This is a genomic window from Halomonas sp. C10-5 (genome assembly GCF_057169305.1).
Map to the genome: position 1 here is coordinate 478,853 of NZ_CP175665.1, position 12,283 is coordinate 491,135.

Below are 12,283 nucleotides of genomic sequence, written 5' to 3' on the forward strand. Positions count from 1 at the left end.
GGTTTGGCACTACCGGGAGGATAGATGAAGATACCCAAGCGCTTGCAGCCGCTGGTGGACGACGGCCTGATCGAGGCGGTCGAGAGCCAGCTGATGAGCGGCAAGGAAGCCCAGGTCTACGTGGTGCGCTCCCATGGGGAGCGGCGCTGCGCCAAGGTCTTCAAGGAGGCCAAGCAGCGCAGCTTCAAGCAGGCCATGCAGTACCAGGAGGGGCGTCGCGAGCGCAACAGCCGCCGCTCGCGGGCCATGGCCAAGAAGACCCGTTACGGCCAGAAGGAGCAGGAGCAGGCCTGGCTCAACGCCGAGGTCGATGCCCTTTACCGGCTGGCCGCGGCGGACGTGCGGGTGCCCAAGCCCTATGGCTTCATCGACGGCGTGCTGCTGATGGAGATGATCAGCGATACCGAGGGCCTCACCGCCCCGCGCCTGGACGACGTGACCCTGAGCGCCGAGGAGGCCCGCGAGCACTACGCCAAGATCCTGGCCGATGTGGTCAAGATGCTGTGTGCCGGCCTGATCCACGGCGACCTCTCCGAGTTCAACGTCCTGCTGGCCGCCGACGGCCCGGTGATCATCGACCTGCCCCAGGCGGTGGATGCCGCCGGCAACAACAGCGCCGAGTGGATGTTCGAGCGCGACGTGGACAACATGCGCCGCTACTTCGGCCGCTTCGCCCCGGAGCTGCTGGCCACGGACTACGGCAAGGAGATCTGGGCGCTCTACGAGTCCGGCGAGCTGCACCCGGAGAGTCGCCTCACCGGCCGCTTCGTGCACGACACCGCCCCCGTCGATGTCGACGAGTTGATGACGGTGATCGACGACGTGCGCGACGAGGAGGCCCAGCGCCAGGCGGCCCTCAACCGCGGCGACGAGCCCGGGGTGGAAGAGGCCGCCGCTGAGTGGCACGAGTCCCAGCGCGAGCGCTGAGCGGCGCAGGCCTCTCCTTTCTCGACCACCTGCTCCCTGCCAACCCCGCCGCTCTCGACTAGTCTGACAGGACGGGAGCGGGCTGTGGGCAGCCCGCATGGTTTATCTGGCGGCACCTACCGCCCTGCATGCCATCGCGGGATGGCAGAGGAGAGCATCATGAACAAGCGGATCCTTGCCCTGGCGCTGGGCCTGGCCGGCAGCGCACTGCTGGCGGCTCCGGCCATGGCCGAGATGGAGCGCGTCGCGGCTCCGGAGGGGGCCGAGGTCTACTTCCTGTCGCCCGAGGAGGGCGCGATCCTCTCTGGCCCGGTGACAGTGCGCATGGGCCTCAGGGGCATGGGAGTGGCCCCCGCCGGCACCCAGGCCGAGGGCACCGGCCATCATCATCTGCTGGTGGACACGCCGCTGGACGAAGTGGATCTCGACCAGCCGCTGCCGGCCAACGACGGCATGCGCCATTTCGGCGGCGGCCAGACCGAGACCACGCTGGAGCTGGAGCCGGGCGAGCATGAGCTGCAGCTGCTGTTCATGGACCACCGGCACGTGAGCTTCGACCCGCCGGTGACCTCCGAGGTCATCACCATTACCGTGGAGTGATCCACCCCCGCCGGGCGCTCTCGCGGCGCCCGACTCCCCTCGATCATCAGGCCTCTGCCCTGCGTGATGATGCCGCCTGATCCCCGCGACTGATTTTTCCCCTTCCGGCTGGCACTGGCAGGCCCATGGCACTTTACTGAGGAGTGCACCGGAAGGTGACGCGGCTCAGGGAGTACTCCGGAGTTCCGGGAGGGCGTATGCCCTGCTGGCGATGACTTGTCGGAATGCGTGGCCACCGCCGCGATGCTCCCTCCCGCACTGGGAGGCAAAGACAATGATGAACCTGACTGATGGCATGCAGCGGATGGCCGGGCCTGGCCTGGCCGTGCTGCTGGCGAGTCTGGCGGGACACGGCGTGGCCGTGGCCGACCAGGCGAAGATCGACGATGCCCTGGCGGCCGCCTGGCCGGGCATGGCGGAAGGCGCCCAGGTAGTCGACTGGGAAGGCAACGTGCTCAAGGAGGGGGAGAACGGCTATACCTGCCTGCCGACACCACCGAGCATGACCGGGACGGCGCCGATGTGCCTCGACGAGGCCTGGCAGGCGTGGGGACAGGCCTGGCAGAACGAGGAGCCGTTCCAGGCCGAGTCGATGGGCATCGCCTACATGCTGGCTGGCGACGAGGGGGCGAGCAACGTCGATCCCTACGCGGAGGGGCCCACGGATGACAACGAGTGGATCGTGGAGGGGCCGCACCTGATGCTTCTCGCCCCGGCGGCGCTGCTCGAGGCCTATCCGACCGACCCGCACAATGGTGGGCCGTACGTGATGTGGAAGGGCACGGACTACCAGCACCTGATGGTCCCCGTCGGGGCGCGTGACTGAGGCAGGGAGCGGTCGCGTTGCCACCAACCGACAACGGCCGGCCAGGATGGCCGGCCGTTGTCGTCAGGAACCGATGTCGTCAGACAGGCGCTCGTGCGGTGTCTCACGCCTCGTCGGCGATCTCGGCGCTGTGGAAGACGTTCTGCACGTCGTCGCAGTCGTTGAGCGCGTCGACGAGCTTCTCGAACATGGCCACGTCGTCGCCCGACAGCGGGGTCGTGGCCTGGGGCACGAACTGGATCTCGTCGACCTCGAAGTCGAGCTCGCCGAAGGCGTCGAGCAGCGCCTGCTTGGCCTTGGCGTACTCGGTATGCGGGGCGAAGACGGTGATCTGGCCCGCCTCGTTCTCGATGTCGGTGACGTCGACATCGGCCTCCATCAGCGCCTCGAGCACCGCCTCCTCGTCGCTGCCCTGGAAGGCCAGGATGGCGCAGTGGTCGAACATGTGGCTGACGCTGCCGGGAGTGCCGAGCTTGCTCTTGGCCTTGTTGAAGCAGGTGCGCACCTCGCCGAAGGTGCGGTTGGGGTTGTCGGTCAGGCAGTCGACGATGACCATGCAGTTGCCCGGCCCGAAGCCCTCGTAGCGCGCCGGGGAGAAGTCCTCGCCGCCCACACCGCTGGCCTTGTCCAGCGCCTTGTCGATGACGTGGGTGGGGACCTGGTCCTTCTTGGCGCGCTCGATCAGCCCGCGCAGGCTCAGGTTGCCGGCGGGGTCGGTGCCGCCCTGCTTGGCGCAGACGTAGATCTCGCGGCCGTACTTGCTGTAGACCTTGGTCTTGGCGGCGGCCGTCTTGGCCATGGATTCCTTGCGGTTCTGGAAGGCCCTGCCCATATCATTATCCTGTCGAGTTCAACACGAGGCTGGATTCTACGAGACCCAAGGGGGCGGGAACAGGGCTATTTTCCGTCCTGCATGACCCCCGTCATGGCTACACTCCGGGAGTCACCATCCGTCTCCGGAGGCCCCATGGACCATCACGCCTATCGTCACGCCCTGGCCGGCGCCCTGGGCGGCAGCGAACTGCCTTTTCCGCCCGCGGAGTTCGCCGCCCGCCTGGCCCGGGTACGTACCGCCATGCATTCGGCCGGCCTCGATGCCCTGCTGCTCACCGACCCGACGGATATCTTCTACCTCACCGGCTATCACACCTTCGAGGTGTCGGTGCATACCGCCCTGGTGGTCAGCGCCGACCGCCTGGTGCTGCAGGTGCCCTCCATCGAGACCGGCCCGGCGGTGGTCACCGCCGCAGTGGACGAGATCCTCGGCTACCGCTGGGAAGGCATCGAGGAGGTGGTCGCGCCGCTCGCCGAGACCCTGGCGGTACATCGCGCCATCGGCCTGGACCTCTACGGCGCCGGGCTGCGTTTCGGTATCATCCGCGAGCTGCAGGCGCGGCTGGGGGGCGAGCGCTTCCGCGATGATGGCGGGGCGCTGCTCGACGCCATCCGCATCATCAAGACGCCGGCGGAGCTCGACTGCCTGGGCGAGAGTGCGCGGATCACCGCGGCCGGCCTCGCCGCCGCCGAGGCGGTGATCGCGCCGGGCGTCACCGACAACGACATCGCCGCGGAGGGCAGCCGGGCGCTGCTGGCGGCGGGCAGCGAGTTCATGAGCCTGCAGCCCATCGTCACCAGCGGGCGGCGCATCAGCATCATCCACGTCAACCACAGGCGCCGCGTGATCGAGCCGGGCGATCCGGTGTTCCTGGAGTTCGGCGCGGCCTTCCAACGCTACACCGCGCCGATGATGCGCACCGCTGTGGCGGGGCGGGCCACGCCGGAGATGCAGGCGCTGCGCGATGTCTGTCGTGAGATGTTCGAGGCGCTGATCGTCGCGATGCGCCCCGGCAACCGCTTCGATGATGCCGCCCGGGCCGCCGAGACAGTGCTGGCGCCCCACGCCGAGCGCGTGTTCTTCTCCGGGGTGTTCGGCTATGCGGTGGGCGCCCAATTCCCGCCCAGCTGGGTCGAGGGCACCGGCTACATCGCCCGCGGCCAGACTCGCGAGTTCGCCGAGGACATGGTCTTCCACCTGCCGCTCTGCCTGCGCCGTCCGGGAGAGTGGGGCATCGGCCTGAGTGATACGGTGCGCGTCACCGGCGGCGGCGCCGTGCCCCTCACCGACAACGACTGGCGGCTCAACGAGCTCACGGGTTGATCTCGGCGGACATCGCCCGCACCCCTGTGTCAGGCTGTCCCGGATTGCCATCGATTTCAGCGACAAGGAGCCAACATGAAGGTCGTGACCCTGAAGAGCCCGGGCGGGCTCGATAACCTGCAGTTGAGCGAACAGGAAGCGCCGGGCGAACCCGGTCCGGGCGAGATCCGCGTGCGCCTGCACGCCAGCTCGCTCAACTTCCATGACTACCTGGTGGCGGCAGGCGGCATTCCCACCGCCGACGGTCGCATCCCCATGTCCGACGGCGCCGGTGTGGTCGAGGCCGTGGGCGAGGACGTCGATGAGCTCGCTGTGGGCGACGCCGTGGTCTCCACCTTCTTCCCGTCCTGGCTGGAGGGCCCGGCACGGCTGGGCAACTTCGCCACCACCCCCGGCGATGGCGTCGACGGCTACGCCCGGGAGCAGGTGGTGGCGAAGGCCACCGCCTTCACTCGCCAGCCGGCGGGGTGGAGCCATGCCGAGTCGGCCACGCTGACCACCGCCGGGCTCACCGCCTGGCGCGCCCTGGTGGTGGACGGGGGAATCAAGGCTGGCGATACGGTGCTGGTGCTGGGCACCGGCGGCGTCTCCATCTTCGCCCTGCAGTTCGCCAGGATGATGGGGGCACGGGTGATCGCCACCTCCTCCTCCGACGAGAAGCTCAAGCGGCTGCGCGAGCTGGGAGCCGAGCACACCATCAACTACCGCGAGGACCCGGAGTGGGGCCGTACGGTCCGGGAGCTGACCGGCGGTGAGGGGGTCGACCAGGTGGTCGAGGTGGGTGGCCCGGGCACCCTGCCGCAGTCTATCGAGGCGGTGCGCATCGGCGGCCATATCGCCCTGATCGGCGTGCTGACCGGAGGCGCCGGGGAGGTGCCCACCGCCAAGCTGATGGCCAGGCAGGCCAGCCTGAGGGGGCTGATCGTCGGCAGCCGCAGCCACCAGCTGGAGATGATCCGAGCCATCGAGGTCGGCGGGCTCAAGCCGGTGATCGACCGCGAGTTTCCGCTGGAGGCGATCGCCGACGCCTTCCGCCACCAGGAGGGCGGCCGCCACTTCGGCAAGATCTGCCTGACCTGGTAACCATCCTGCGTCCCTTTGCCTGCTGACGCCCGCCCGGCCCTGCCGCGGCGGGCGTCGTCGTCTCGGCGCCCCGCCCGGGGCGTGCTATGGTCATCTCGATGTTGGCCACCAGGGGAAGGGGCGCCATGGCGCAGGACGAAAAGCGGGAATGCCCGCTGTGGGAAGTGGTGTCCCTCGAGCAGCGAGAGCTGCCCAGGGCATCCCAGGCCAGCCAGGCGCGGCGCCGCTGGCAGGCAATGGGACGCTGGCTGACGCTGGGCAGCGAGGCGAGGGAGGAGCCGGCGCGGGATGAGGCACAGCTCGAGCGGCTGCCCCGGGTGCGCCTGGCCAACCTGGCGCCGCCCATCGACTGGCAGCCGGGTGCCCGGGCCCTGGCCCACCATCTGGCCGAGGCCGGCGAGTCGACGGGGCCCGTCACCCTGCTGGTCGGCGCCCCCGAGAATGGCCATGCCGAACTGGTCGAGGCCTGGGCGCGCCTGAAGGGTGCGCGCCTGTTACCCGAGCCGGCGGCAGGAACTCTGCTGGCGGGCGAGTCGCCCTGGGCGCCGGAGCCCTCGGCACACGGCTGGGTGATACCGCGCCTGGAGCGGGGGTTCCTGCGCCAGGCGACGTCGCTCGGCGGGTTGCGCAACTTCCTCGAGGCCGCACTCACCGGGCGCCTGGGGTGCGGGGTGATCGGCTGTGATAGCTGGACCTGGGCCTACCTGCGCCATGCCCTGGCGCTGCCCGAATCCGCGGCGGTGACCCTGCAGGCCTTCGACGGCGCGCGGCTGACCCGCTACCTGGCTGCCACCACCCGGGCCGCGGCGGCTCGCACGGCAGGCGAGCCGCCGGCGATTCTCGCCGTGGGCAGCGGCGAGCCGGTGCTGGTTGATGGCGATGAGGCCTCGACCAGCCGCGAGCTGCGCGAGCTGGCCGCCCACTGTCGCGGCCAGCTGGGCCTGGCCTGGCACTACTGGCGGGCCAGGCTGTGCGACGAGGCGCCGGAGGGGGAGGCCCCGGATACCCTGTGGCTGGCCGAGACCCTCGACGAGGCCACCCTGCCCGGCGAGGTCGGTGAGGAGTTGGTACTGCTGCTCCACGCCCTGCTGCTGCACGGTGGCCTCGACGAGGCGCTGCTGTCCGAGGTGCTGCCGTTCTCCCATGCCCGGGCGCTCTCCGGCCTGCGCCAGCTGCAGCGGCGCGGGGTGGTGAGCTGCGCTGACGGCCGCTGGCGGGTGGCGCCGCTGGGCTACATGAGCGTGCGTCGCCTGCTCGAGGAGCGTACCTACCTGGTGGATGCCCTGTAAGGAGGCCTGGTGATGGACAACGTCGACGACTATTCGCGGCTGTTCAACAAGCTGGATACGGCGGCCCTGGTGGAGCTGGCACTGGTGGTGGCGGGGGCGATCCTGCTGATCGTGCTGAGCCAGAGAGGGCTCAATTGGGCCGCCAACCGGCTGCATGGCCAGCACCGCTTCCGGGTCTTCGCCCTGGTGCCGCTGGTACGCCTGGCGATCCTGATCGTCGCCATCTCGATGGCGGTGCCCATCGTCATCGACCCCTCGCTGCAGAACATGATCGCCCTGCTCGGTGCCGTGGGGCTGGCCATCGGCTTCGCCCTCAAGGACTATGTCAGCAGCCTGATCGCCGGGGTGACGGCGGCGGTGGAGATGCCCTACCGCCCGGGAGACTGGGTGGAGATCGAGGGGGTCTACGGCGAGGTGACCCACGTGGGCATGCGCACCATCGAGGTGGTCACCCCCGATGACAACCTGGTCAGCATCCCCCACCTCAAGATCTGGAACACGCCGATCAGCAACGCCAACAACGGCGGCGACAGCCTGCAGTGCGTGGCCGACTTCTACCTGCACCCCGACCACGATGCCGCCCGGATCGGCGAGGCGCTGCGCGACGTGGCGCTGACCAGCCCCTATCTCAAGTTCGACCGGCCCATCGCCGTGGTGGCCAAGGAGCACCCCTGGGGCACCCACTACAAGATTCGCGCCTACCCCGTGGACCCGCGTCAGCAGTTCCGCTTTGTCACCGACCTCACCCTGCGTGGGCGCGCGGAGCTCGGCCGCCTGGGTGCGCGGCCCGCCCAGACGCTGGCTGGCGTCGAGGGGAGCTAAGGCCACTCCCGGCAGGGAAGCGGGTGGCATCAGGCCAGCCAGGCGACCGCCAGGCCGATGGCCAGGGAGGCCAGCATCGGCACCCCCACCCGCCAGGCGGTGCGGCGCGTGCCGAAGGCGCCGGCCAGCCCCGCCTTGACCAGATTGTTGGTGGCCGCGGCGAGGATGATGCCCAGCACCGCGGTGTTCGGGGCGATGGCGTCCAGCGACATACGGGTCAGCGACAGGGTGATGGCGTCGACATCGGCGATGCCTGAGGTGGTGGCCAGCAGGTAGATGCCGGCATCGCCCAGCGCACCGCGTAACCACTCGCCCAGCAGCATGATCACCGCCAGCAGGGCGCCGAAGAACAGCGCCGTGCGCAGCTCCAGCGGATTCTGCCCTGCCACTGGCTGGTGGATCGCACCATCGCCGCGGTGGCGCCGCCACAGCCACAGCGCCGGCAGGTAGAGGGTGAGACCCATCAGCGTGATCGGCAGCAGCAGGGCCGGGATCAGCCCCGGGCTGATCACCGCGGCGTAGAGCATGATGCGCGGGAACATGGTGCCGCAGGCGATCAGGATGCCGGCGGCCAGCATCGGCGAGAGCCCCGGGGCCAGCCGTGACTGGCGTGCGAAGTGCAGGGTCAGGGCGGTGGAGGAGCTGAGCCCGGCGAACAGGCCGGTGAAGAGGATGCCCTTCTCGGCGCCACCCACGCGGATGGCGAAGTAGCCGACGAAGGAGACCGCGGCGATCAGCACCACCATCCACCAGATCTCGTAGGGATTGAGCGCGCCGCCGGGACCCATGGCACGGTCCGGCAGCAGCGGCAGCATCACCGCACTGATCACCAGCAGCTTGAGGCCGGCGTCGAGCTCGTGGGCCTGCAGCTTGTAGAGCAGGCCGTGGATTTCGCGCTTGTTGTCGAGGATCACCGCCGTGGCCACGGCACAGGCGGTGGCCAGGGCCGGGTCCACCTCCACCGCTACGGCGCCGAAACAGAAGGTCAGCAGCAGTCCCACCAGGCCGGTGATGCTGTAGTCCTGGCGTTCGGCCAGCCGCGCCCGCCACGCCACCAGGGCGATGCCCGCCACCGCCAGGAACACCAGCGGGAAGGCCCAGGCGCTCACCGTGGTGGAGAGCAGGGCGGCGATACCGCCGAGCAGCCCCACCAGGGCATGGGTGCGGATGCCGGCGATGCGCTCGCCGGCCTGCTGCTCGCGGGCTACCCAGCCGCGCTCGATGCCGATCAGCGAGCCCAGCAGCAGGGCCACGGCCAGGCGGATCAGCGGCTGGTTGGCGTCGAGAAAATGGCGGGTGACCTCTTCCATGGGCGAGATGCTCCGACTGGCGACGGTTAACGCTGCTTCTACCGGCACAATCCTGCATAAGTGTTTACACTACCGGCAGGACTCACCCACCCAGCAGGGATCGCCATCAGCATGCCGCACTCTCCGGTCCTTGTGCTACCCGATGCTGAGCTCGATATCCATCGCGACAGGCGCCGTGCCATCGCCGTCTATGTGGGTGGCGTGCTGCTGTTGCTGGTGGTGATCGCGAGCCTGATGTTCGACCAGTATCGTCGCGATACCCGGATCGCGCAGGAGCGCACCGTGGCCCGGGCCGACCTGGTGGCCGAGTGGGTGACTAGCACCTTCGCCGCCAGTGAGGCGCTGCTGGCCAGTGTGGCGACGCGGATCGAGGGCAGCGAAGCTCCGGGTGAACTGGGTGACTGGCTGGCCGCGCTGGGCGACGAGTTTCCCTTTCTCGACAAGATCAGTGTGCTGGATAGCCAGGGGCGGGTCATGGCCTCGTCCAGCGACGCCTATCCACCGGGCTATGCCCTGGGCGGGCTGCCCTATCACCGTGACCTGCTTCAGGCGCCGGCGGGCGAACGCATCATCACGCCGCTGTTCTGGTCGCATTTCGTCGAGGAGTTCCGAGTGGTGCATGCCCAGCGCCTGGCCGGAGGGGGCATCGTCAGCGCCGAACTCGAGCTCTCGGCCTTCTCCCACGCTCTGGATCGCCTGAGCCTGGCAGCGGGGCAGAGCACCGCCATCATCGATACCCAGATGCAGCTGATCGCCCGGCGTCCCGTCTTCGGTGGGGCAGAGCCCCTCGAGGTACTGGGCGAGCAGATCTCGGAACCCCTGACCCGCGCCTTCATCGACAGCGGGCAGCAGCGCGACAGCTTTCGTACCGACTCGCCCCTGGATGGCGAGGAGCGCTACTACACCATGCGTCGTGCCGGCGAGCTGCCCTTCGTGGCGGTGATCGGCGAGGAGGTCTCGACGGTGCTGACGGGCTGGATGCACCGGCTCTGGCTGCGCCTGGCGATCGCCGCAACGGTGATCGGCCTCGGCGGCCTGGTGCTGCGCCACTACCTCAACCGGCTGCGGCTGGAGGCCGAGGTGCGCCAGCGCGTTGCCGAGCGGGAGCAGGCGCGCCGCGAGAGCCAGTCTCGCGAGGCGCGGCTCCAGGCCCTGGTGGGCTCGATCCAGGACATGATCTTCGTGTTCGACGAGACGGGTCGCTTCGTCTTCGTGCATGCCCCCGACCCCGGTGAGCTGCTGCTCGACTCGCGTGACCTCATCGGGCGCCACTATCGAGAGGCGCTGCCGACGGATCTCACCGAGCAGCTTGCCACGGCCTTCGCGGAGCTGCGCGATGGCCGCGGGCCGGTGGAGTTCGACTACCGGCTGGAGATTGGCGGCGAGTGGCGCCACTTTCGCTCGGTACTGAGCGCCCTGGGCACCCGCGGCCCTGACGCCGGCGGAGCCCTGGCCGTGGTACGCGACGTCTCCGAGGAGCGGGCCACCGAGGCCCAGCTGCGCATCGCCGCCACCGCCTTCGAGACCCATCTGGGGATGCTGATCACCGATGCCGAGGGCATCATCCTGCGTGTCAACGAGACCTTTACCCGCATCACCGGCTACGCCGAGGAGGAGGTGCTGGGCAGGAACCCGCGGCTGCTCAGCTCCGGGCTGCACGACGATGCCTTCTATGCGGGGCTGTGGGACAGCGTGTCGCGCCACGGCAGCTGGCAGGGCGAGATCTGGAACCGCCGGCGCAACGGCGAGGTGTTCCCCGAGTGGCTGACCATCAGCGCGGTGCGCAATGCCGAGGGCGAGCTGACCCACTACGTGGCCACCTTCAGCGATCTCACCGAGCGCAAGGCGGCCGAGCAGGAGATCCACCAGCTGGCCTTCTTCGATTCCCTGACCGGGCTGCCCAACCGTCGCCTGCTCATGGACCGCCTCGAGGGGGTGCTGCGTGACAGCTACCGCAACGGTCGCTTCGGCGCGCTGATGTTCCTGGACCTCGACAACTTCAAGCAGGTGAACGACACCCTGGGCCACCACAGCGGGGACCAGCTGCTGCGTTCGGTGGCCAGGCGACTGGCGGCGGTGGTCCGCGACACCGATACCCTGGCCCGCTTGGGGGGCGACGAGTTCGCGCTGCTGCTCCACGACCTCGGCGAGCGCCCGGAGGAGGTCGCGGTGATCGCCGAGCGGGTGGCGCACAAGCTGCTGTCGGCCCTGCAGGCCCCCGTGCTGCTGGGCGGTGAACGCCTGATGGTGACCGGCAGCCTGGGCATCACCCTGTTCCGTGATCACGAGACGAGCCTTGACGAGGTGCTCCAGCAGGCCGACATGGCGCTGTTCCAGGCCAAGGGGGCGGGGCGCAACACCCTGAGCTTCTTCGACCCCGAGATGCAGGTGCGCCTGCAGGCCCGAGCTCGCCTCGAGGCCGACCTGCGTCAGGCGCTGCCACGGGAGGAGTTCCACCTCCACTACCAGCCCCAGGTCACCGACTCGGGCGAGATCCGCGGCGTCGAGGCCCTGCTGCGCTGGCAGCACCCCCGGCGGGGAGCCGTGCCACCCGGGGAGTTCATCCCCCTGGCCGAGGAGAACCGCCTGATCGTGGCCATCGGCGCCTGGGTGCTGGAAAGCGCCTGCCGGCAGCTGGCCGCGTGGGCCGCCGACCCCGCCAGGCGGCACCTGACGCTGGCGGTGAACGTGAGCCCGCGGCAGTTCCGCGAGGTGGACTTCGTCGAGCGGGTGGTGGCGATCCTCGACGCCACCCGGGCGCCGGCCGAACGCCTCAAGCTGGAGGTCACCGAGAGCCTGTTCCTGGAGGAGCGCGACGAGGCGCGGGCCAAGATGTTGCGCCTGCGTGAGCGAGGCGTACGTTTCTCGCTGGATGACTTCGGTACCGGCTACTCCTCGCTCTCCTACATCAAGCGCTTGCCGCTGGACCAGCTCAAGATCGACCAGAGTTTCGTGCGCGACCTGCTCGTCGACGAGGCTTCGGCGGCCATCGTGGCCAGCATCATCGCCCTGGCACGCAGCCTGGAGCTGGAGGTGATCGCCGAGGGGGTCGAGACCGAGGCCCAGCGCGACTGGCTGATCGCCCACGACTGCCATGCCTTCCAGGGGTACCTGTTCAGCCGCCCCCTGCCGCTTGAGCAGCTACCGCTGTCGCGTATCGCTTGATATGGGACAAGATCATGGGGATTCCTGCGTGTCGGGGAGGTGTTGCGCTGGCCAGGTCGGCATTCCCGTCCTATAGCAAGAAAGGCACTCACTCATAGAGGAC

Annotated in this window: 10 protein-coding genes; 8 read left to right on the forward strand and 2 right to left on the reverse strand. The window is 69.3% G+C overall.

Annotation, left to right across the window (positions count from 1 at the left end):
• The first annotated feature begins 24 nt into the window (after nucleotides 1-24).
• From ACJ7IV_RS02300 to ACJ7IV_RS02310, 3 genes are all read left to right on the forward strand, one after another.
• A complete protein-coding gene (locus ACJ7IV_RS02300) occupies nucleotides 25-927 on the forward strand; it encodes a PA4780 family RIO1-like protein kinase (RefSeq protein WP_483865585.1) in 903 nt (300 codons plus the stop codon).
• A gap of 159 nt (nucleotides 928-1,086) precedes the next feature.
• Complete coding sequence (locus tag ACJ7IV_RS02305; RefSeq protein WP_483865586.1) at nucleotides 1,087-1,527, forward strand: DUF4399 domain-containing protein; 441 nt, start codon at nucleotides 1,087-1,089, stop codon at nucleotides 1,525-1,527.
• A 274-nt stretch (nucleotides 1,528-1,801) separates the two neighbouring features.
• Complete coding sequence (locus ACJ7IV_RS02310) at nucleotides 1,802-2,353, forward strand: hypothetical protein (protein WP_483865587.1); 552 nt, start codon at nucleotides 1,802-1,804, stop codon at nucleotides 2,351-2,353.
• 103 nt (nucleotides 2,354-2,456) lie between these two features.
• Here the strand turns inward: ACJ7IV_RS02310 and ACJ7IV_RS02315 are convergent, their stop codons facing one another.
• The gene (locus tag ACJ7IV_RS02315) at nucleotides 2,457-3,185 is read right to left on the reverse strand and encodes a YebC/PmpR family DNA-binding transcriptional regulator (protein WP_213311961.1); all 729 of its coding nucleotides are present in this window, start codon (nucleotides 3,183-3,185) and stop codon (nucleotides 2,457-2,459) included.
• 135 nt (nucleotides 3,186-3,320) lie between these two features.
• On the opposite strand from ACJ7IV_RS02315, the gene ACJ7IV_RS02320 reads away from it, so the two are divergent.
• From ACJ7IV_RS02320 to ACJ7IV_RS02335, 4 genes are all read left to right on the forward strand, one after another.
• Nucleotides 3,321-4,511: a M24 family metallopeptidase gene (locus ACJ7IV_RS02320; RefSeq protein WP_483865588.1), complete on the forward strand. Its 1,191-nt coding sequence runs from the start codon at nucleotides 3,321-3,323 to the stop codon at nucleotides 4,509-4,511.
• Between the two features lie 75 nt (nucleotides 4,512-4,586).
• A complete protein-coding gene (locus ACJ7IV_RS02325; RefSeq protein ID WP_483865589.1) occupies nucleotides 4,587-5,594 on the forward strand; it encodes a zinc-dependent alcohol dehydrogenase family protein in 1,008 nt (335 codons plus the stop codon).
• A gap of 125 nt (nucleotides 5,595-5,719) precedes the next feature.
• A complete protein-coding gene (locus ACJ7IV_RS02330) occupies nucleotides 5,720-6,883 on the forward strand; it encodes a hypothetical protein (RefSeq protein WP_483865590.1) in 1,164 nt (387 codons plus the stop codon).
• A 12-nt stretch (nucleotides 6,884-6,895) separates the two neighbouring features.
• Nucleotides 6,896-7,705: a mechanosensitive ion channel family protein gene (locus tag ACJ7IV_RS02335; RefSeq protein WP_483865591.1), complete on the forward strand. Its 810-nt coding sequence runs from the start codon at nucleotides 6,896-6,898 to the stop codon at nucleotides 7,703-7,705.
• A 29-nt stretch (nucleotides 7,706-7,734) separates the two neighbouring features.
• Here ACJ7IV_RS02335 and ACJ7IV_RS02340 read toward each other — a convergent pair whose 3' ends face one another.
• The gene (locus ACJ7IV_RS02340; RefSeq protein WP_483865592.1) at nucleotides 7,735-9,015 is read right to left on the reverse strand and encodes an MgtC/SapB family protein; all 1,281 of its coding nucleotides are present in this window, start codon (nucleotides 9,013-9,015) and stop codon (nucleotides 7,735-7,737) included.
• 111 nt (nucleotides 9,016-9,126) lie between these two features.
• On the opposite strand from ACJ7IV_RS02340, the gene ACJ7IV_RS02345 reads away from it, so the two are divergent.
• The gene (locus ACJ7IV_RS02345) at nucleotides 9,127-12,180 is read left to right on the forward strand and encodes an EAL domain-containing protein (protein WP_483865593.1); all 3,054 of its coding nucleotides are present in this window, start codon (nucleotides 9,127-9,129) and stop codon (nucleotides 12,178-12,180) included.
• The last annotated feature ends 103 nt before the right edge of the window (nucleotides 12,181-12,283 follow it).